Origin of the sequence: Leifsonia sp. ZF2019 (assembly GCF_019924635.1) — a bacterium.
In the GTDB taxonomy this organism is placed as follows: domain Bacteria; phylum Actinomycetota; class Actinomycetes; order Actinomycetales; family Microbacteriaceae; genus Leifsonia.
Genome location: NZ_CP065037.1, coordinates 930,661 through 949,717, shown reverse-complemented (window position 1 = coordinate 949,717; position 19,057 = coordinate 930,661). Strand labels below are relative to the sequence as shown.

At 71.0% G+C, this 19,057-nt stretch carries 17 protein-coding genes; 3 read left to right on the top strand and 14 right to left on the bottom strand.

The genetic code is table 11. The features are described from left to right. Positions 1–327: 327 nt before the first annotated feature. Positions 328–1,032, top strand: coding sequence for an SDR family oxidoreductase (locus IT072_RS04830; protein ID WP_223359798.1), 705 nt, complete (start codon positions 328–330; stop codon positions 1,030–1,032). Between the two features lie 4 nt (positions 1,033–1,036). Here IT072_RS04830 and IT072_RS04825 read toward each other — a convergent pair whose 3' ends face one another. The 11 genes from IT072_RS04825 to IT072_RS04775 form a co-directional block, all read right to left on the bottom strand. Then, positions 1,037–1,756 carry an SDR family NAD(P)-dependent oxidoreductase gene (locus IT072_RS04825; RefSeq protein WP_223359797.1) on the bottom strand — a complete coding sequence of 240 codons (720 nt, stop codon included), beginning with the start codon at positions 1,754–1,756 and terminating at the stop codon, positions 1,037–1,039. A 104-nt stretch (positions 1,757–1,860) separates the two neighbouring features. Beyond that, positions 1,861–2,634 carry a GntR family transcriptional regulator gene (locus tag IT072_RS04820; protein ID WP_223359796.1) on the bottom strand — a complete coding sequence of 258 codons (774 nt, stop codon included), beginning with the start codon at positions 2,632–2,634 and terminating at the stop codon, positions 1,861–1,863. Between the two features lie 36 nt (positions 2,635–2,670). Then, positions 2,671–3,681 (bottom strand): NAD-dependent epimerase/dehydratase family protein, encoded by a 1,011-nt coding sequence (locus tag IT072_RS04815; protein ID WP_223359795.1) that lies wholly within the window; start codon positions 3,679–3,681, stop codon positions 2,671–2,673. Continuing rightward, entirely contained in the window at positions 3,678–4,445 is a 768-nt protein-coding gene (locus tag IT072_RS04810) for a sugar phosphate isomerase/epimerase family protein (RefSeq protein WP_223359794.1), read from the bottom strand. The genes IT072_RS04815 and IT072_RS04810 overlap by 4 nt, the downstream gene beginning before the upstream one ends. Continuing rightward, positions 4,442–5,110: a ThuA domain-containing protein gene (locus tag IT072_RS04805; RefSeq protein WP_223359793.1), complete on the bottom strand. Its 669-nt coding sequence runs from the start codon at positions 5,108–5,110 to the stop codon at positions 4,442–4,444. The genes IT072_RS04810 and IT072_RS04805 overlap by 4 nt, the downstream gene beginning before the upstream one ends. An 81-nt stretch (positions 5,111–5,191) precedes the next feature. Continuing rightward, positions 5,192–6,850 carry an ABC transporter substrate-binding protein gene (locus tag IT072_RS04800; RefSeq protein WP_223359792.1) on the bottom strand — a complete coding sequence of 553 codons (1,659 nt, stop codon included), beginning with the start codon at positions 6,848–6,850 and terminating at the stop codon, positions 5,192–5,194. Next, positions 6,847–8,016 carry an ABC transporter ATP-binding protein gene (locus IT072_RS04795; RefSeq protein ID WP_223359790.1) on the bottom strand — a complete coding sequence of 390 codons (1,170 nt, stop codon included), beginning with the start codon at positions 8,014–8,016 and terminating at the stop codon, positions 6,847–6,849. Before IT072_RS04795 ends, IT072_RS04800 begins: the two co-directional genes overlap by 4 nt. Beyond that, positions 8,013–10,079 carry a dipeptide/oligopeptide/nickel ABC transporter permease/ATP-binding protein gene (locus tag IT072_RS04790; protein ID WP_226655984.1) on the bottom strand — a complete coding sequence of 689 codons (2,067 nt, stop codon included), beginning with the start codon at positions 10,077–10,079 and terminating at the stop codon, positions 8,013–8,015. The genes IT072_RS04795 and IT072_RS04790 overlap by 4 nt, the downstream gene beginning before the upstream one ends. A gap of 11 nt (positions 10,080–10,090) precedes the next feature. Continuing rightward, on the bottom strand, positions 10,091–11,065 hold the full coding sequence (locus IT072_RS04785) for an ABC transporter permease (protein WP_223359788.1): 975 nt from the start codon (positions 11,063–11,065) through the stop codon (positions 10,091–10,093). Beyond that, the gene (locus tag IT072_RS04780) at positions 11,062–11,805 is read right to left on the bottom strand and encodes a ThuA domain-containing protein (protein ID WP_223359786.1); all 744 of its coding nucleotides are present in this window, start codon (positions 11,803–11,805) and stop codon (positions 11,062–11,064) included. Before IT072_RS04780 ends, IT072_RS04785 begins: the two co-directional genes overlap by 4 nt. Positions 11,806–11,816: 11 nt before the next feature. Beyond that, the gene (locus tag IT072_RS04775) at positions 11,817–12,896 is read right to left on the bottom strand and encodes a Gfo/Idh/MocA family protein (protein ID WP_223359784.1); all 1,080 of its coding nucleotides are present in this window, start codon (positions 12,894–12,896) and stop codon (positions 11,817–11,819) included. Between the two features lie 253 nt (positions 12,897–13,149). Between IT072_RS04775 and IT072_RS04770 the strand changes: the two genes are divergently transcribed. After that, the gene (locus IT072_RS04770; RefSeq protein WP_223359783.1) at positions 13,150–14,127 is read left to right on the top strand and encodes an alcohol dehydrogenase catalytic domain-containing protein; all 978 of its coding nucleotides are present in this window, start codon (positions 13,150–13,152) and stop codon (positions 14,125–14,127) included. A gap of 135 nt (positions 14,128–14,262) precedes the next feature. Here the strand turns inward: IT072_RS04770 and IT072_RS04765 are convergent, their stop codons facing one another. Beyond that, complete coding sequence (locus IT072_RS04765) at positions 14,263–16,023, bottom strand: glycoside hydrolase family 9 protein (RefSeq protein ID WP_223359781.1); 1,761 nt, start codon at positions 16,021–16,023, stop codon at positions 14,263–14,265. Positions 16,024–16,085: 62 nt separating this feature from the next. Further along, the gene (locus IT072_RS04760; protein WP_223359780.1) at positions 16,086–17,516 is read right to left on the bottom strand and encodes an MFS transporter; all 1,431 of its coding nucleotides are present in this window, start codon (positions 17,514–17,516) and stop codon (positions 16,086–16,088) included. A gap of 36 nt (positions 17,517–17,552) precedes the next feature. Here IT072_RS04760 and soxR point away from each other — a divergent pair, with 36 nt between their 5' ends. Then, entirely contained in the window at positions 17,553–18,020 is a 468-nt protein-coding gene (gene soxR / locus IT072_RS04755; protein ID WP_327058938.1) for a redox-sensitive transcriptional activator SoxR, read from the top strand. Between the two features lie 4 nt (positions 18,021–18,024). Here the strand turns inward: soxR and IT072_RS04750 are convergent, their stop codons facing one another. Continuing rightward, positions 18,025–19,008 (bottom strand): LacI family DNA-binding transcriptional regulator, encoded by a 984-nt coding sequence (locus IT072_RS04750; protein WP_223360901.1) that lies wholly within the window; start codon positions 19,006–19,008, stop codon positions 18,025–18,027. Positions 19,009–19,057: the final 49 nt, after the last annotated feature.

The following is a 19,057-nucleotide window of genomic DNA, read 5'->3' as shown; positions in this document are numbered from 1 at the left end:
TCGATCCGTCCCCCGAACACCGAGGTCCCCGAACACCGAGGAGAACCGCAGTGCAACCACGCGCGTCGATGAAGAAGCGCGTTGCTGCGGGGCTCGCGATCCTGGCGACGACCACGCTCGCCGTGACCGGCTGCTCCGGCAGCGGCGCCGGGGCCCGCGGACGAACGGCCCTGGGCGTGGGCGCGCGCGGAGGACGCCGCCGTGCAGGAGCTGCTGGCGGGCGTGTGACGAGGACGCTGTCCGGTCCGCGACAGAACCGTGTAAGAGCCACGCAAGCGCCCTGACAGCGGCCGGCGTCATCATCGAGACAGAGCCGAGGAGGCTGAGATGAGAGACGTCTACGACGACATGACCGTGCTCGTCACGGGAGCGAATCGGGGGGTGGGCGCGGCGTTCGCGGATGTGCTCGTGGAGCTCGGGGCGAAGAAGGTGTACGCCGCGGCACGCGACCCCGAGACCGTGCGGAGTCGCGGCGTCACGCCCGTGCGGCTGGACGTGACGGACCGCGACCAGGTCGCCGCGCTCGCGGAGCGGCTGTCCGACGTGACGATGGTGATCAACAACGCCGGCATCCACCGACGGGCCTCCCTCTTCGACGAGGGCGTCGTCGACGTCGTCGACTCCGTGATCCGGACCAACCTCGTGGGGACGCTGACGGTGAGCGCCGCCTTCGCGCCCCGGCTCGTCGAGAACAGAGGCGGGATCATCGCCAACATGCTCTCGGCCGGCTCGTGGCTCGCCGGCCCGGGCAACCTGGCCTACGCGGTCTCGAAGGCCGCCGCGCTCTCTCTGACGAACAACATGCGGGCCGAGCTCGGCCCGCGCGGCGTCCAGGTGACCGCCATCCACGCCGGCTTCATCGACACCGACATGATGGCGGCCTTCCCTGGTCGGAAGCTCAGCCCGCGCGAGGTCGCCGCGGACGCCCTGTCCGCCATCGCCTCGGGCGCCCAAGAGGTGCTCATCGACGACATGTCCCGCGCGGCGAAAGCAGCATCCGCCGAGCCGGTGCCTCCGTTCGCCGCCGGGTGACAGGTCACCACGGCACGTCGTTGCCGTGACGGTCGAGGAATCGGAGGCCGGGTGTGCCGCGCTGCGCATCGATCGTGTCGACGAGCGGGGGGATGCTCTCGCCGATCTCGAGCATGGCGTTCTCCCCGCCCAGGCTGGTTCTGACCCACCCCGGCGCCAGGAGCAGCAGTGACCGCCGCTCATCCGCGTGGCGGGCCGCATAGCTCCGGAACATCTGGTTGAGCGCCGCCTTCGTCGCCCGGTAGACGTCGAAGCCTCCCGTGGTGTTGTTGGAGACGCTGCCCTGACCCGAGGACATCACCGCGATCGTGCCTCCCGGGTCCACGAGGTCCTGCAGTCGCTCGACCGCGCGCATGACCCCCAGGACGTTGGTCTCCATCATCCTGTCGAAGTCCCGCACGTCGATGTCCGCACCGACGGCGTCGGCCGGGGCGAGCGACAGGCCGGCGACCACGAAGAGCAGGTCGAACACCTCGCCGGACAGCCGGGCCCGGAGCGCGTCGATCTGTTCCGGCTCCGCGATGTCGACCTGCTCGATCCTGACGCCCCCGTCGGTGGAGTCGACGAAGTCGCGGAGAGGCGACGGGGCGTCGTTCCTGACCGTCGCGACGACCCGGGCGCCCCGCTCGACGTAGGTCTCGACGATCGCCTCCCCGAGACCGCGCGAGGCTCCAATGATCAGGACATTGCGGTGAGCGGTCTTCGCCTCGGCTGGTCCGGACATGATGTCTCCTCTCGACGACGTGTCGACACTACTGCTCGCGATTTGGACCGAATGTCGCGTCAACGTCGCCCAGAAGCGACATTCGGTCCAAATCGCGCTGCAGGCTAGCGGGCGCGCGCGAAGTTGGTGCGCAGGCGGTAGCGCTCGCCCGCGTACGTGATCGTCGAGACGAACAGGGGATGCTCGCTGTCGTCGACGGCGACCTGGCGCATCACCAGCACGGGCTTGCCGACCTCCAGCCCGAGGTGCTCCCCGATGGAGGCCGTGCTCTCGCGCGCCTCGATCGTCGCGTCCGCCCGCAGGGGCTCCACCCCGGCCTCGGCGAGCGCCTCGTAGAACGACGCCGTCGAGAAGTCGACCGATTCGAGCGAGGGGGCGAGCGCGGCGGGCATCCTCGTCACGTCGACCGCGATCGGCACGTCGTCGAGCAGACGCACCCGCTCCAGGTGGAACAGGGGGGTGCCCGGGGCGACGCCCAGCTCCTCGGCCTCGTCGAGGGTGGCGGGCTTCGCCTCGGCGCGGAGCACGCGCGAGGACGGGGCGAGCCCCATCCGGGCGGCGGTCTCGGTGAACGACTCCAGGCTGTTCGGGAAGTCCTTGCCGACGGCGGGCGCCTGGGCGACGTACCAGCCGCGGCCGTGGGAGGCGCTCAGCACGCCGTCCTCGACAAGCTGGCTCAGCGCCTTGCGCAGCGTCACCCGGGAGATCGACAGTTGCTGGCAGAGCTCCCGCTCCGGGGGGAGGCGCATCCCCGGTTTGAGCACGCCCGAAGCGATCTCGTTGTTGATCAGGGTGATCACCTGGATCCACAGTGGCTCGGGGTAGTCCGGCCTGATCGCGGCGACCGCGTTACCCCCGAGCGTCTCCGGCTGCGTCACAGTCGATACCCTCCCCTTGCCGATCGCGTGCCTCATTCATACCACTTGTGACCGGTCAGGCCCTGCGGCGACCCGGGCGGAGAGCCGGTCGAACGCCGCACCGAGCTCGGCGTCGACCCCGCGCGCGCCGTCGTGCGCATCGTGGTGGCGGACGACCCGGCGCGCTCCCTCGGCGAACGACACCCGTGGCGCGAACCCGGGTACGAGACGCTGCAGCTTCGTGGTGTCGAAGAGCATCGTGTGCCGGAAGTCGTGCTCGAGCACCTCGCGCCAGCCGGGGATCTCCTCGGCGATCGACTCGCTCGACCGGTGCACGAGCAGTGGCTCGCGCACCCCGGCCGCCCGCGCGAGCTCGAGGTGGATCTGGTCCCATGTCAGCACGTCGCCGCTCACGACATTGACACTCTCGCCGATCGCGTGCCCCTCCCCCAGCAGCGGCACGAACGCCCGCGCGAAGTCGGCGGAGTGCATGAGCGTCCACAGCGAGGTGCCGTCGCCGTGCACGACGACCGGCTCCCCCGCGCGCATCCGCTCGACGGCGGTCCAGCCCGACAGGAGCGGCACCGTGGTCTCGTCGTAGGTGTGGAAGGGACGCACGATCGTCAGCGGGAAGCCGCTCTCGCGATGGGCCTGCTCGAGGTGCAGCTCGCACGCGATCTTGTCGCGGGCGTAGCCGAACACGGGCTGACGGCGCGGGCTCGACTCCGTGATCGGCAGCAGCGGGATGGGGCGGCCGAACACCGAGCAGGTCGAGATGAACACGTACTGCCCGGTGCGGTCGCCGAAGTACTCGACGTGTCCGTCCAGGTCGGCCGGGGTGAAGGCGACCCAGTTGACCACCGCGTCCCAGCGCTCGTCGCCGAGAAGCCCGGCCAGCGCCGCAGGGTCTCGCACGTCGCCGGTGAGCAGCCGGACGCCGTCGGGCACGGGCCGTCGCGGTGCCGAGCGCGTGATGATCGTCAGCTCGGCGCCCTGCGCGACCGCCTCGCGCGCGGCGGCCGAGCCGATCATCCCGTTGCCGCCGAGGAACAGGATGCGGCCGCTCATGCGGTCCTCCCGTCGGAGAGCCCGGAGCCGACGAGGTGGCGGTACGACTCCTCGAGGGCGTCGAACGTGTCGACGCTGAGGCGCTCAAGCTCGACGATGTGCCAGCGGAGTCCGGAGGGCGCGGTGAGGATGCCCCGCCAATCCATCGCTCCCGCCCCGATCGGGACCATCACGTCGTCCTCGTAGCTCTGCGCCGGGCCGTCCTTGATGTGGATGAGCCGCGCCCGGTCGCCGAGACGCGTGAGCACCTCGGCGGGGTCGGCGCCGCCCATCCGGGCCCAGTAGGCGTCGAGCTCGATCACGACGCGGGGGTCGAGCAGGTCGAGCAGGAGGTCGTACGCCTGCCGCCCGTCGAAACGGTTCGCGAACTCGGCGAAGTGATTGTGGTAGCCGACGACCATCCCGCGCTCGGCGGCGTTCGCCGCCGCCTCGTTGACGCGGCGCACCCCCGCCGCGATGGTCTCGGGCGAGTCGAACTCCTCGCGCTCCATCGACCAGACCAGCGTTCCGGCACCGAGCGCCCCGGCCGCGTCGAGCAGGCGTTCGGCGTCCTCTCCCGCCGGGAACGGCGTGTGCGCGCTCGTGATCGCGAGTCCCGCCGCGTCGGCGGCGGCGCGCACCCGTTCGGGTCCGTACTCCTCCACGAGCCCGTAGGTCTCGACGCCGAGGTAGCCGATGCCGGCGACACGGGCGAAGGTCCCCTCCAGATCCGCCCGCGCCTGCTCGAGGATCGTGTACCCCATCACGGCGATCGGCGCGCTCACAGGGCCCCCGCCGTCCACAGGAGTGCCCGGCGCACCAGCTCGCGCACGGGAGGCTCTCCCCACGCCCGCAGGTCGTGGCCCAGGGCGAGGTAGACGACCCGCCCCTCCCCGACCTCCCGCGCGTACATGACGGGGATCACCTCGCCGTCGGCACGATGGCGCTGAGCGATGACCTGCACGTCGTCGTCCGCGAGCTCGAACTCGTAGTACTCGTCGAAGAGCTCGAAGTCTCCGATCCCTGCGGTGATCGGGTGCGCGCCCACGATCTCCACCGTGTGCCGCCCCTCGTGGTGGCCCGGCCCGTGGGAGAGGTACCGGTTGCCGAGCAGCTCGAACATCGGCCGATCGGCAGGGTCGAGCCCTTCGCCGTCCCAGCCGAGGATGTTGGCGCCGTGGATGCCCACGACGCCCTTGCCTGCGCGCACGGCCGCGGCGAGCGCCTCCTGCTGCTCGGTCGGGAACTGGCCGCCGGACGTGTAGAGCAGGTAGGTGTCGGCGTCGGCCGTCTCGGGGCGCGCGTCGATGAAGCGGTTCATGCCCATCCCGCGCCGCGTCACGAGGCCCGCCTCGATGCCCAGCTGCTGGTACACCTGCGAGGCGGCGAGGAGGTCGTGGTGGATGTCGTCGCCGTTCACGACGACGAGTGCTGATCTGTTTCGGCTCATCTCGTCTTCTCGTTGTCCGCGCCCGCGGGCGGACCGGTCGCTCCGGCCCGCCCGCGGTCGCTCGTTCCGGGTGCTCCTGGGTCAGGAGACCGGCTTCAGCTTCAGTGCCACCACCGGGTTGGGGTAGGGCGCGAAGTAGGGGTTGTCCTCGCTCGGCCAGCCGGTGACCTTCGCGCTGCTCCAGTCGCCGTAGTTGCCCCAGTAGAACATCACGATCATCGGCAGCTGGTCGATCCAGATGCCCTGGAGCTTCTCGAGGATCGCGGCGCGCTCCTCGTCCGTGGTCGCCAGCGGGTACTGCGCGAACAGTGCCTTGGCGGTCGGATCGTTGAAGCGCTCGATGTTCTCGAAGGTCGGCGTCGCCTGCCCCAGGGGGTAGTACTTGTTCGGGTTCATCATCGAGTCGTAGATGTTGAACGCGCGCGGCGCCGGACCCACCGGGTAGCCGATCGTGGACTGGAATGTGCCGTCTGCGGTGATCTTGTTGATGTCGTTCACCGAGGTGGTGTCGATGTCGAGCTTGATCCCGATGTCCTTCAGCTGCGAGACCAGCACCTGGGCGCGGGCCGCGATGTCGGTGTACGAGGCGGGGAAGCTGACCGAGAACTCGACCTTCTTGCCGTCCTTCTCGTAGTAGCCGTCGGAGCCCTTCGTGTAGCCGGCGTCGGTCAGCTGCTTCTCGGCGGCCGGCTTGTCCTGCTTGAAGACGAGGTCTTTGTACTTGGGTGCGACCTCGCTCGCGAAGGCCGGCATCGGGAGACCCGTCTGGCTGGTCGCCGGCGGCGAGTCGGTCGCGGCGCCGATCTGGGCACGGTCGACGCCGAGGCTGATCGCGCGGCGCACGGCGATGTCGCTGAGCGGCCACTTCTCCAGGTTCGGGATGAGACCGTCCGAGCCCACGACCGGGGCCCAGTAGTGGTTGTCCTTGCTCTTGGAGAGGTAGGTCTTCTCGGCGTCGGCGATGTACGTGCCCGACCAGTCGGCCTGTCCCTGCACGAGCGCGTTCGTCTGGCCCTGGTTGTCCTTGTAGGGGATGAACCGGATGCCGCCGATCTTGGCCGGCTCCTGCCAGTAGTCCTTGTTCGTCTTGAGTACGAAGCTCTGCGGCGAGAAGCTGTCGAGCACGAACGGTCCGGTGCCGACCGGATCCTTGTCCACGTAGGTGGTCGGATCGCCGACCTTCGACCAGATGTGCTTCGAGACGATCGCGGCCCCGACGAGCGAGGTGAACTTCGTCTCCGACGGCGCGGTGAAGGTCATCACCACGGTGTCCGCGTCGGGCGCGGTGATGGTGTCGAAGTCGACGCCGCCCACGTTCAGGGCCGGGTACTTCTTCAGCATCTCGTAGGTGAAGACGACGTCGTCGGCGGAGAACTTCTGCCCGTCCGTCCACTTCACGCCGCTCTGCAGGTGCAGGGTCAGCGTCTTGTTCTCGTTCGACCACTCCCACGACTTGGCGAGCCACGGGATGTCCTTGCCGATGTCGACGTTGTTGATCTGCACGAGCGGCTCGTAGATGAAGCCGCCTGCGCCCTGGTTGGTGTAGGTCGCGCCCTGCGCGGTGTTCGGCAGGTACGGGTTGAAGGACTGGGTGAGGCTGTCGGACTGACTCGCCACGTTGAGGATCAGTCCGTCGCCCGAGCTCGAACCGTTCGACGAGCAGGCGGCGAGCGGTACGACGAGCGAGGCGGCGAGCGTCGCGCCGATGAGGGCGCGGCGCACGGACCTTCTGCGATTCATTGCTGGTCTCCCTTGGTTTCGGTTGTGCGTGGAGCGTCTGCGGGGGCCGCATGCGGCCCGGTGGTGAGGCGGCGGCCGGCCGGGCGCACGGGGCCCAGGCCGTAGGCGGCCGCGTTCTCGGTGCGCTTGACCATGGCCTCGGCGTCGTCGGCGTACAGCCAGCACTTCGCCCACTGGCCGTCCTCGAGCGCGAACGCGGGCGGGGCCTGGGTACGGCACCGGTCCATGGCGAACGGGCAGCGAGGGTGGAACCGGCAGCCCGCGGGCGGATCGATGAGGCTCGGCGGCTGCCCGATGTCGCGCGGACGCTCGTCGTCCGGACGGGACGGGTCGGGCGCGGAGGCGATGAGCAGCTGGGTGTACGGGTGCGCGGCCTTCTGGGTCACCGTCTCGCTGGGCCCGGCCTCCACCAGCTGCCCGGCGTACATCACGCTGGTGTCCTCGGCGAAGTAGCGGGCGGAGGCGATGTCGTGCGTCACATAGAGGAGGGCGACCCGGCGCTCCTCCACGAGCCGCCGCAGCAGGTTCAGCACGCCGAGGCGGATGGAGACGTCGAGGCTCGACACCGGCTCGTCCGCGAGGAACACGTCGGGGTTCGCCGCGAGCGCCCGCGCGATGGAGATGCGCTGCAGCTGGCCCCCGGAGAGCTCGTGCGGATACTTCTCGGTGAACTGTCGTGCGGGCCGGAGGCTCACCTGCCCCAGCAGGTCGTCGATGAGGGCCGTCTGCTCCTTCGGCGACGCTTTCGGATGGTGGATGCGGACGGCCCGCGTCAGCGTCCTGGCGATGGTCGCGACGGGGTTGAAGGAGCCGAACGGATCCTGCAGGATCAGCTGCACGTGGCTCACGTGCTCCCGCAGTGAGCGGCCGCCCTTCACACGCACGGGCGTGCCGCGGTAGCGGATCTCGCCGCTCGTCACCGGGTGCAGCTGGGCCAGGAGGCGCGCGAAGGTCGACTTGCCCGAACCGGACTCGCCCACGAGCGCCATGATCCGGCCGGCGTGCAGCGCGAGGGAGACGTCGTCCGCCGCGTGCACCACGCGCTTGGGTCCGCGTGCGAAGAGCCGTCCGCGAGCGGGGAAGTGCTTGGTGACGTGGAGCGCCTCGAGCACGGGGACGTCCGCCCGCTCGTCGGCGGCCGCCGGTGCGGTCTCGATCGTGGTCATCGGGCGTCCTCCATCAGGGTGTCGGCGTCGGCCGGGCGGTCGGGGGCGCTGCCGTCGCCCTCGTAGAGAAGGCACGCGGCCTCGGTCTGCCGCCACTCGGCGGGGCCGGCGAGCGTCAGCAGCTCTGGCACCACCTCGTGGCAGCGGTCGAACGCGAGCGGGCAACGGTCGGCGAACGCGCATCCCGCGGGCAGCCGGCGCAGGTCGGGCGGCGATCCCGGGATGCCCGCGAGCTCGCGCTTCGGGCCCGAGAGCGTCGGAAACGACCCGAGCAGGCCCTGGCTGTACGGGTGCCGCGGGTTGCGGTAGAACTCGTCGGCGTCCGCGAGCTCGACCACGCGCCCGGCGTACATGACGGCGATGGTGTCCGAGAGCTCGATCAGCAGCGACAGGTCGTGCGTGATGAACACGACCGCGAAACCGAGGCGGTCCTTCAGCTCGATGATCTTCTCGATGATCTGGCGCTGGATCACGACGTCGAGCGCGGTGGTGGGCTCGTCCATCACGATGATCTCGGGATCGAGCGCGAGGCCGACGGCGATCATGGCGCGCTGGCGCATGCCGCCGGAGAGCTCGTGCGGGTACGCGTTCACGCGATCCGTCTGGATGCCGACCAGCCCGAGCAGCTCCACGACCCGCGCCGCGCGCTCGGCCGGCGACATCCCGGGCCGGTGGGCGCGGAGCACGTCGTCGATCTGGGCGCCCACGGTGAGCACCGGGTTCAGGGCGTGCATCGCCGACTGGAAGACGATCGACAGCTCCTCCCAACGGAAGTCCCGCAGGTCGTTGTCGCTCATCGCGAGGATGTCCGTGACCGAACCGTCCGGGTTCGTGTAGAGCATCCGGCCGCTCGTGATCTGCGCCGGCGGCTTGTGCAGACGGGTGATGGCGTAGGCCAGGGTCGACTTGCCCGAGCCGGACTCGCCGGCGACGCCGAGCACCTCGCCGCGGCGCAGCGTCAGTGTGACGTCGTTGACCGCGGGCGTCACCGACGACTCCCCCACATAGTCCACGTGCAGGTTCTCGACCCGGAGGATCACGTCGCTGGTCGCCGGGTCGAACGGCCGGTGCGGCGGGCGCTCTCCGCGCACGCGCGCCGGGCGTCGGACGGTCTTCGCGCGCTGTGCCCGCGCCTGCGCCTTCTGGGCCTTCTTCGTTCCGATTCCCGCCTGGCGCAGCCGGGGGTTGATGAACTCGTCGATGCCGAAGTTGACCAGCGACAGCCCGGTGCCCAGCAACGCGATCGCGAGGCCGGCCGGCACGAACCACCACCACGACCCGGTCAGCATCGCGCTCGACACCTGCGCCCAGTACAGGATCGTGCCCCAGGACCACTCGGTCACGTTCGTCAGCCCGAGGAAGGCCAGGCTGGCCTGGGTCAGGATCGCGCCGGTGACCGTGCCGAGGAAGCTGGCGGCGATCACCGCGATCTGGTTCGGGAAGATGTCGCGGAAGATGATGCTCGACGTGCGCTCGCCGGTCGCTCGGGCGGCCTCGACGAAGTCGCGTTTGCGCAGCGACAGGGTCTGCGCGCGCAGCACGCGCGCGCCCCACGCCCATCCCGTGATCGAGATGACCAGGATGATCCCGATCGAACCCGACTTCGGCAGATACGCGGCGAGGATGACGGTCAGCGGCAACGCCGGGATGACGAGGAAGACGTTGGCGAGCAGCGACAGCAGCTCGTCGGACAGCCCGCCCAGATACCCGGCGGCCAGGCCGACGATCACCGACAGAACGGTGGCGACGATCGCGGCGCCGACGCCGACGAGCAGCGAGATCTGCGTGCCGTAGAGCATCTGCGAGAAGACGTCCTGGCCGGTCTGGGTCGTGCCCAGCCAATGCTCGGGGCTCGGCGGCTGCAGGGTCTGCTTGCTGACGGCCGACGGGTCGTACGGGGCGATCCAGGGGCCGATGATGGCGAGCACGCAGAACACGGCGACGATGACGACACCCGTGAGGGTCCAGGGGCGCCGGAAGGCGCGCATCCAGGCGAAGCGGGAGGTGGGGGTGTCCGTCTCGCCGGACTCGGCCTCGGCGACGGTGGCGGTGGTGATGGCCATGGGTTGCGCTCTCAGCTCTCTCGGGTGCGGGGGTCGAGGAAGACGTACATGAGGTCGGCGAGCATGTTCGCGATCAGGACCGTGATGGTGATGACCAGGAAGATGCCCTGCATCAGCGGGTAGTCCTGCGCCTGCGCCGCCTTGAACAGCACGGTGCCGATGCCCGGATAGTTGAAGACGACCTCGGTCACGATGGAGCCGCCGACCACGAAGCCGAGCGACATCGCGAAGCTCGAGAACGACGGCAGGATGGCGTTGCGCGCGGCGTAGGTGAACATCACGCGCCGTTTCGGCAGCCCCTTCGCCTCGGCGAGCCGCACGTAGTCCTCACTCAGCGTGGTCACCATCATGTTGCGCATTCCGATCAGCCAGCCGCCGATGGAGGCGACGACGATCGTGAGCGCCGGGAGGATCGCGTAATAGGTCGCGCTGCCGATGAAGCCGAGATTCCAGCCGATCGTCTCGGTCACCGCGTAGCCGCCGGAGAGCGGGAACCAGTGCAGGATGATCGAGAAGACCAGCACGACGCAGATCGCGAACCAGAAGTACGGGATGCTCGACAGCAGCGTGGTCACGGGGATGAGGCCGTCGAGCCAGCTGCCGCGCCTCCAGCCGACGATCATCCCGAGCCCGGTGCCGATGACGAAGCCGAGGACCGTGCAGACCGTGATGAGCACCAGCGTCCAGCCGATGCTGCTCGCGAGCACGTCGGCGACAGGGGTCGGGTAGTACGCGTAGGAGATGCCGAAGTTGCCGCTGAACAGGTTCTTCCAGTAGTCGAGATACTGCTGCCAGAGGCTCGCGTCGCTCTGCCCGAACAGCACGCGCAGCGCCTCGATCGCCTGCGGCGACAGCTTGCCGTGGAACTTGGCGATCAACGCGTCGGCCGGGCTCCCCGGCATGATGCGCGGAAGCAGGAAGTTGAGGCTGATCGCCGCCCAGGCGGTGATCAGGTAGAAGACGGCTCGTCTCAGGAGCACTCTCATGGGGTGTCGCTGCTCTCGGTCTCGGTCGGACGGGTGGGGGCGGTGTCGGGCGCGCCACCGGGGCCGCGTGCGGCGGCCGCCGGGACGGCGGCGGGCACCGGTTCCGCGGCGGGCGGGGCGACGAGCCAGCGGGCCGCGCCGGCGACGAGCGCGCGGACGCCGCTCGACGCCCAGGCGCGCAGGTCGTGGCCGAACTGGAGGTAGCAGACCCGGCCCTGCCCGTAGCGGTGCGCCGTCACGAGAGGCTCGCGCCCGTAGGGAGCGTCCCGCCAGGCGAGCACGTCGGAGCCGGGCCGCACGGCCAGCCGGTAGTGCTCGTGCTGCAGATCGAACGGCTCGACGCCCGCGGTGATGGGATGCTCCGCGAGCCGCACGGTGTACCGGCTCTCGTGCGGCTGGGGGCCGTGGTCGAGGTAGCGGGCGCCGATCAACTCGGCGAGCTCCGCGTCGGCGGTGGCGCCGTCGTCGAAGTAGGCGGTGGAGTGCACCGCGAGCAGACCGGCCCCGGCGGCCACGGCCTCCCGCAGTCCGGCGCGCTCCCGTGGGCCCAGGTCGCCCGCCGCCCGGTAGAGGGCGATCAGCACGTCGGTGGTGGTCTCGTCCCGGCCGAGGGATCCGGTGCCGATCCTGACGCGGGTCGCGAGCCCCTCCGCGGCCAGCAGCCCCTGCAGCTCGACGCCTGCGCCGAAGAGGTCCTCGTACACGTCGTCCCCCGTGAGCACGACCGTCGCCGTCGTCATGACGCGCTCCCTCACCACGTCGACCGCAGTTCGCCCACCGGCGACCACAGTCCTTCGTCGAGTCCTGCGGTCAGGGCGTTGTCGTAGACCCGGAGCGGCAGCGTCACGCGACCGCGGGATCGTGCGCTCTCGTAGCTGGCGAACACGATCTCGGCCCCGGCGAGGGCGTGGCGGCCCGCGAGTACGGGTTCCGCGCCGGTCTCCAGTGCGTCCACCAGGTCGGCCACCGCCTCCGCGGTGCACGCGAAGATGGCCGGGTCGATCCCGTGGTCCCAGCCCGCGGGGTCGGAGGCGTACGGGGAGGCGAAGCGCATCCCGTCGGCGCCGAACCGCTGCACGACGCACTCCTGGCCGTTGACGACGATGCGCCCGCGGGTGCCCTGCAGGATGAGCCCGAGGTTGTTCTCACGGTTGAGGACGGGCGTGGCCGGCTCGCGGCCGGTCGCGATCGTCGCGCGGACGCCGTCGGCCCATGCGATCTGCGTGACCGAGGAGGTCTCGACGAACGCGCCGTAGACGTAGCGGTTGATGCTCACGTCGTGCTGCGCGAGCACCCATTCTGCCGGGGCGTCGTGGCGGTAGAACAGGGCGAGGTCCACGATGTGGCTGCCCCAGTCGAAAAGGTTCGGGCAGTAGCCCTCGATGGTCACCAGCTCGCCGATCATCCCTTCGTCCAGCTGGGCACGGGCGAAGCGGTGCACGGGCTCGAATCGACGCTGCAGGTTGACGGTCAGCTGGACACCCGCGTCCGCCGCACGCTGGGTCATCGCGACGGCGTCCCCGTAGGTGAGGGCGAACGGCTTCTCGCAGTGGACGGCGAGGACACCCGCATCGATCGCGGCCTCCACCACCGCGCGGCGGTGCTGCGGCGGCGTGCAGACGCTCACGATGTCGGGCCGCACCGCGGCGATCATGGCCGCGGCATCGGCGCCGGCGTGCGGGATGTCGAGCTCGGCGGCCAGGCGCTCGGCCGCCGGGAGATCCGGGTCGGCTACCCCGGCCAGGCGCACGCGGGGATCGGCGCGGTAGGCGGCCGCATGGACCCTGCCCTGGCCGCCGGCGGCGACCACCGCCGCGGAATACGTCTGCACCACACACTCTCCCTTGAAATGCGCCGTCCGGCACCCTGTGCGGCGCCGGGCGGGTGAACCGAACGGTATCCCAAATCAATACCACCCGATGCCAGACTAAGACGAAAAGCGCACGGTAACAAGAGCGCGGAGGAGGTTTCACACGGACGAAACATGCCGCAGGCCGGAGCGGAAGCCGGAATCGCGCCGTCACGCCGGATACGGGAGCGATCCACATAGAACCACAATCGACCACGAGGGCTACACTGACCGCATGCTGATCAGCCGCGTCGTCTCCGCCCGCACCTCCCGCATCGATGAGATCCCCACCCCCGCGCCCGGCGCCGGGCAGGTGCTCGTCGAGATCCTCGCCAGCGGGGTGTGCACCTCCGACCTGACGCCCTGGCGTGACGGACCCGCCCCAGGCGACGGCCCGATCGCCCTCGGACACGAGATCACCGGCCGCGTCGTCGCCACCGGTCCGGGAGCGTCCCGATGGCGGGACGGCGAGCTGGTCACGGGGCTCGGCGGTCCCGGCTTCGCCACGCACGCCGTACTGGAGGCCGACCTGCTGCTCCCCGTTCCTGCCGGCGTAGAGCCCGCCCACGCGATCGGCGAGCCCATCGCCACCCTGGAGGAGGCGATCTCGCGCACGCCGGTAACCGCCGGGTCGCGCGTCGCGATCATCGGCCTCGGGTTCATGGGCCTCGGCCTGCTGCAGCTCGCGCGCACCCGCGCCCCGCGCACGATCATCGCCGTCGACCCCAATCCCGAGGCGCGGGAGCGCGCTCTGGCGCTCGGAGCACACGTGGCGCTGCACCCCGACGACGTCGCGGCGTACGCGGAGACCGGACGAGCGGAGGGCTCCGGCGGCGCAGCGGCGGAGGGCGGCGCGGCCGACCCGCGCGCCGACGTCGTCCTCGAGGCCACCGGAGTCACCCCCGGGCTCGCCACCGCCTCCCCGCTGGTCCGCCCCTTCGGAACGCTGTGCGTCGTCGGCTACCACCACGCCGGGACGGCCCCCTTCGACATGGAGCTCTGGTACAAGGGCGCCACCGTCGTCAACGGCTTCTGCCCCGACCATCCCCGCGTGATGCGGGCGATGACCGACGCGCTGCGCCACGTCGCCGACCGCCGGTTCACCTTCGCCCCGCTCGTGACCCATCGCTTCGGCCTCGACGGCGTCGACGCCGCTTACGCCCTCATGGCAGCCCACGCTCCCGGCTTCGTCAAGGCCGTCATCGAACCCTGACCCCACGCAGTCCCGCTTCTCCCCGCCCCCTTCCTCCGCCGATGTGGACCAAATGTGTTGAAAGAGGCCGCCTTTCGCGACATCTGGTCAAAATCGCCGGGCGGGCGCCCGATCGCGACCGGCCGGCGTGCCCGCTCAGCCCGCGCAGACGGCGAGGAGGAACCATCCCGAGTGCGGGATCCACTGCTCCGCCCAGCGCCACTCCTCGCCGTCCGGCGCCTCGGCCGGCAGGAAGGCGATGGACTCCTCGTCCTCCCAGCCGGAGGTGATCCCGTTGACGATGCCGCCCGGTGTGTTCTGATACTCCGCCGAGTACTCGACCCCGTTGCGTCCGCGGCCCTGGAGCATGCACGCGTCGAACGGGTTCAGGCCGCCCACCCAGCCGATCACGTCCGCGTGGAGGCGTCGCAGCCGTTCGCGCGCCGCGTCGTCGCACCCGGGGAGCCGGGAGGCGACCGTTGCCGCGTACGCGAGGGACGAGATGCCCGCGTTCTCGCCCTGCCACCAGTAGCCGGTCTCGTTCTCGTGCGGGAAGAAGAACGCGTCACGGTCGGCGCCGCTGAGCGGTCGGATGCGCTGGCGGGGATACCCGAACGGGTTCGCGACCGCGTCGGTGCGTTCGAGCATCCCGCTCAGGACGGTGAGCGCGACCTCCTCGGCGCGTGCCGCCTGCTCAGGCGCATCCGTCAGGCGATCGCCCGCGACGTCGCCCGCAGCCCCGGCGCGCAGCACCTCGGCCCAGCGCAGCAGCGCGACGGCCGGGAGCCCGGGCTCGGCGGCGTGGAAGAACGGCCGCCCCTCCACGTCTCCGACCAGCCACGCACCGGTCTTCCCCGCCCGCACGCGGCCGGCGAGCGCGGCCGCGCGCCCGTGCGCCGCCGCGACGAACCGCGACGCATCGCCGCCGCGCGTCCAAGCCGCGTGCGCGAGCTCGGCCGCGGCCAGCAGGGCGCAGTAGTCGTCGATCGCCGACTCCTCGCCGTCGAAGAGGTACTCGCGATTGTGCCGCTCGAGGTGGTCGAACCCGCGCTCGGCGGCGTCGAAGTACGCGTCGCGCGAGTAGTCGCCGTCCTCGTCCGCCGTCGAGGCGAGGGCCAGTGCCGCGATGGCGAGCCCGCCGCCGTGCCGGTACGCCGCCTGCCAGCGCCGTGTCCGCACGCTGTCCTGCAGCGGGGCGGTGATGACCCGCTCCTCCAGCCGCTTGGTCAGCGCGTCGAAGATCCCGGTGTAGAAGAACCCGGCCGGGTCCTGGAACCGCACCAGGAAGTCCGCACCGAAGAGCCCCTCGTCCCGCAGCCGCGGATACTGGCTCGTCCGGAACGCGGGATGCGCCGTGCGCAGCTCCCGGCCCGCGGTCAGCAGCGCCCAGGCGCAGAGCGGGATCTGCTGCGGGCTCATCATGCGCGTGTAGGTCAGATGGCTGAGGAACTTGCTGTAGTCGCCGGAGGCGTCGAGCCAGCCGCCGCGCGCGTCGACCGTGCGCCCGGAGTCGTCGTCGTAGAAGCGGGCGGCGGCGTCTTTGCGCTCGATCTCGCCGCTCGACCGCTGGGCACGGAACATCGCCGTGATGTCGGCGACGACGAGGCCCGGCAGGCGGTCCGCCGCGACGGCGAACGGTTCGGACGCGACGTCCGCTCCGTCGACCTCGGCGATCACGCGGTAGTGGCCCGGCCTGGTGAGCCCGCTGAACTCCACCCGCGCGTAGCGGGCTCCCGACCAGTGCGCGACCGGCTCCGGAGCGCCGGCGATATGCACCGGCACGTCGACCGGGTCGCCGTCGACGGTCTCGACCCGCGCCTCGGCGACCCGGCGTCCGACGATGACGGCCGCCTTGTCCGCCCGCCCGTTGTAGCCGAGCTGGCTCACCAGCACAGCGGGTCCCGCGACCGTCTCCATCCGCGCCTCCAGACAACATGCGTACCACTAGTACCAAAACAATACCAGCGGAACGCGGGTCGTCAGCGCCGCAGGATACGCGGCCCCACCATCCACGCCAGTGCGCACAGCACGCCGGTGAAGGCGAACGCGCCGACGAACGGCACCGCCCCGCCTGCCGCTGCTCCGAGCGCGGCGAACACGATCGCGGTCGCCGCCAGCGAGATCGCGGAGCCGATCGAATCGGCGATCGAGAGGGCCGAGCTGTTGAACCCCTGGTCGTCGCGCGACGAGTACTCGAGGGTCAGCACGCCGAGACGCGGGTAGAGCACACCCATCCCCGCCCCGGCGAACGCCCAGCCGACCACGACCACCGCGGGCGGGAGGTGGAGGGCGGCCGTCGCGATCAATGAGCCGATCGCGATGGACAGACCGAGCGCGCCGAGCCACGCGGCCGTGCCGTTGGAGATCCCTTCGAAGCGCCCTTGCGCCCAGGAGGCGGCCGCCCAGCTGAGCCCGGCGGCCGTGAGCGCGAGCCCGGCGAGGGCCGCCGACATCCCGTACTGCGTCACCAGCAGCAGCGGGACGTACACCTCGGCGGCGAAGAAGGTCCCGGCCACCAGCGAACGGGTCAGGATGACGCTCGGGAGGCCGCGGGCGGCGCGCAGCGTCCGGCGCGGGAGCAGTGGCCGGATGGCGACGACGGCCACGACCGCGGCCACCGGCGGCAGGATCCACTGGACGGGCCCGGTCGCCTCGGCCGAGAGCGTCAGCACGAGCACCGCCGCGGCGACCAGCACCGCCCAGCCGATGCGGCCGAGGTCGCGCGGAGGCAGGTCCGCCCCGTCGTCGGGACCGTGCACGCCGCGCATGGCGGGGACCACCATCAGCATCGCCAGCACGACGAGCGCGACGACGCCGAGGAAGACCCACCGCCAGCCCACCGTCTCGGCGAGCAGCCCCGCGATCAGCGGCCCGATGAGCGACGGGACGACCCACGCGGCGGCGAAGCCGGCGAAGATACGGGGATGCAGCCGCGGCGGGTAGACGCGCGCGACGATCACGTACAGCGACACGGTGAGCGCGCCCCCGCCGAGTCCGTGGATCAGGCGGCCGGCGACGAAGAGCGGCATCGTCGTCGCCGTCCCGGCCACGAGCAGGCCGACGGAGAAGAACACGACGGATGCGAACATCGCCGAGCGCGGGTTGCCCCGGTCGGACCACGCACCCGCGAGCACCATGCCGACGACGCTCACCGCCAGCGGACCGGCGAACGCGAAGGCGTAGAGGGACGCGCCGTCCAGTTCCCGGCTCACCGTGGGCATGATGGTGGTCACCGCGAGCGCCTCGAAGGCGGCCAGCATGATGAGCAGGCACATGCCGATGCTGACCCAGCGGTAGTGCGCGCTGAGCACACCGCCGGGTGGAGAGCGGTCGGCGGGTGTGTCGACGGCGGTGGTGTCAAGGTGAGTCGGGGCGCCGAAGGGTTCGGCGTCCGTGTCGCGGGAGGTCATGGTCCGAGCTTAGAACCTCAACTATTGTTGAGGTCAATGACTCCCGCCGAACCCATCCTGAGCGTCGGCGACGTCGCCTCCCGTAGCGGCGTCGCCGTCTCGACCCTGCACTTCTACGAACGTCAGGGCCTCATCGCCAGCGAGCGCACCGCGGGTAACCAGCGCCGCTACCGTCGCGACGTCCTGCGGCGCATCGCGTTCGTGCGCGTCTCGCAGCGTGTCGGCGTGCCGTTGGCCGACATCCGGGCCGCCCTCGACTCTCTCCCGGAGGGCCGGACTCCCACCAAGAAGGACTGGGCGCGGCTGTCCCGCCTCTGGCGCACGGAACTCGACCAGCGCATCCGTGACCTCCAGCACCTCCGCGACGACCTCACCGGCTGCATGGGCTGCGGCTGCCTCAGCCTGCGCACGTGTGCGCTGCAGAACCCGTCCGACGAGCTGGCGGCCGAAGGCGCGGGGCCGCGCCGCTGGATGGACGGCGACGCCGACGAGACCGGGGGTTGATCCCTCAGCGCGGTGCCGCCGTCGAGGCCCGCACCACCAGGTCGGGCTGGATGCTCGTCCCGGTCGCCTCCGCACCGCCCTCGATCTCGGCGACCAGCCGTTCGACGCTTCCCCGGCCGAGCACGGTGAAGTCCTGCAGCACGGTGGTCAGCGGCGGCCAGAAGTGCGCCGCCTCGGGGATGTCGTCGAAGCCGACCACGCTCAGGTCGCCCGGGATGGTACGGCCGAGCTCGTGCGCCGCGTGGTACACGCCGAGCGCCATCTGATCGTTGGAAGTGAACACCGCCGTGACCTCGCGACCGGCGAGCAGCTGCAGGGACGACCGGTAGCCGAACTCGGCCGTCCAGTCGCCGTGCAGCACCACCGGTACCGGTAGCCCGGCTGCGGCGAGCTCCTGCTCGTAGCCGGCGCGACGCGCCTGCGCCTCGAACCATTCGAGCGGCCCTGCGAGGTGGGCGATCGTGCGATGGCCGAGGTCGATGAGGTGGCGCGTCGCCGCCCGCGCGCCCGCCACCTGGTCGACCGAGAGCTCGCGATCGATGCTCGCCGTGCCGCTCTGGAGGGTGATGTACGGCACGCCGATCCGCGCGGCGGCGACCTGCTCGAGCACGACCTCCTGCGGCGCGATCACGATGATGCCCTCGACCGCCTGCGCGAGGAGGTGGTCGATTCCCGCCTCGATCCCGGCAGGCGTCAGGTCGGCCAGCTGGGCGACGGCGATGTAGTACCCGGCCTCGCGCCCGGCGTCCTGGATCGCGTTGATGCTGGAGACCGGCCCGTAGAGTGCCGCCGCGGAGGTCGAGAGCACGCCGATCGTGCGCGAGCGTGCGGTGACCAGGGCGCGCGCGGCACGGTTCGGCCGGTAGTTCAGCTCATCCATCGCGCGCTGCACGCGCTCCCGGGTCGCGTCACGGATGCTCTCGTGCCCGTTGAGCACGCGCGAGACCGTCTGGTGCGACACCCCGGCGAGCGCGGCGACGTCGCGCATGCTCGCGGCCCGCGGCGGGTGCGGCCGGTCGGCGGGCACGTCAGCGTCA

Bases quoted from the DNA above. Each gene is read 5' to 3' on its own strand.
- IT072_RS04750 (WP_223360901.1), bottom strand. From the start codon at position 19,008: ATGCGCGACGTCGCCGCGCTCGCCGGGGTGTCGCACCAGACGGTCTCG.
- IT072_RS04785 (WP_223359788.1), bottom strand. From the start codon at position 11,065: ATGAGAGTGCTCCTGAGACGAGCCGTCTTCTACCTGATCACCGCCTGG.
- IT072_RS04800 (WP_223359792.1), bottom strand. From the start codon at position 6,850: ATGAATCGCAGAAGGTCCGTGCGCCGCGCCCTCATCGGCGCGACGCTC.
- IT072_RS04815 (WP_223359795.1), bottom strand. From the start codon at position 3,681: ATGAGCGGCCGCATCCTGTTCCTCGGCGGCAACGGGATGATCGGCTCG.
- IT072_RS04770 (WP_223359783.1), top strand. From the start codon at position 13,150: ATGCTGATCAGCCGCGTCGTCTCCGCCCGCACCTCCCGCATCGATGAG.
- IT072_RS04795 (WP_223359790.1), bottom strand. From the start codon at position 8,016: ATGACCACGATCGAGACCGCACCGGCGGCCGCCGACGAGCGGGCGGAC.
- IT072_RS04780 (WP_223359786.1), bottom strand. From the start codon at position 11,805: ATGACGACGGCGACGGTCGTGCTCACGGGGGACGACGTGTACGAGGAC.
- IT072_RS04830 (WP_223359798.1), top strand. From the start codon at position 328: ATGAGAGACGTCTACGACGACATGACCGTGCTCGTCACGGGAGCGAAT.
- IT072_RS04760 (WP_223359780.1), bottom strand. From the start codon at position 17,516: ATGACCTCCCGCGACACGGACGCCGAACCCTTCGGCGCCCCGACTCAC.
- IT072_RS04805 (WP_223359793.1), bottom strand. From the start codon at position 5,110: ATGAGCCGAAACAGATCAGCACTCGTCGTCGTGAACGGCGACGACATC.
- soxR (WP_327058938.1), top strand. From the start codon at position 17,553: ATGACTCCCGCCGAACCCATCCTGAGCGTCGGCGACGTCGCCTCCCGT.
- IT072_RS04790 (WP_226655984.1), bottom strand. From the start codon at position 10,079: ATGGCCATCACCACCGCCACCGTCGCCGAGGCCGAGTCCGGCGAGACG.
- IT072_RS04825 (WP_223359797.1), bottom strand. From the start codon at position 1,756: ATGTCCGGACCAGCCGAGGCGAAGACCGCTCACCGCAATGTCCTGATC.
- IT072_RS04765 (WP_223359781.1), bottom strand. From the start codon at position 16,023: ATGGAGACGGTCGCGGGACCCGCTGTGCTGGTGAGCCAGCTCGGCTAC.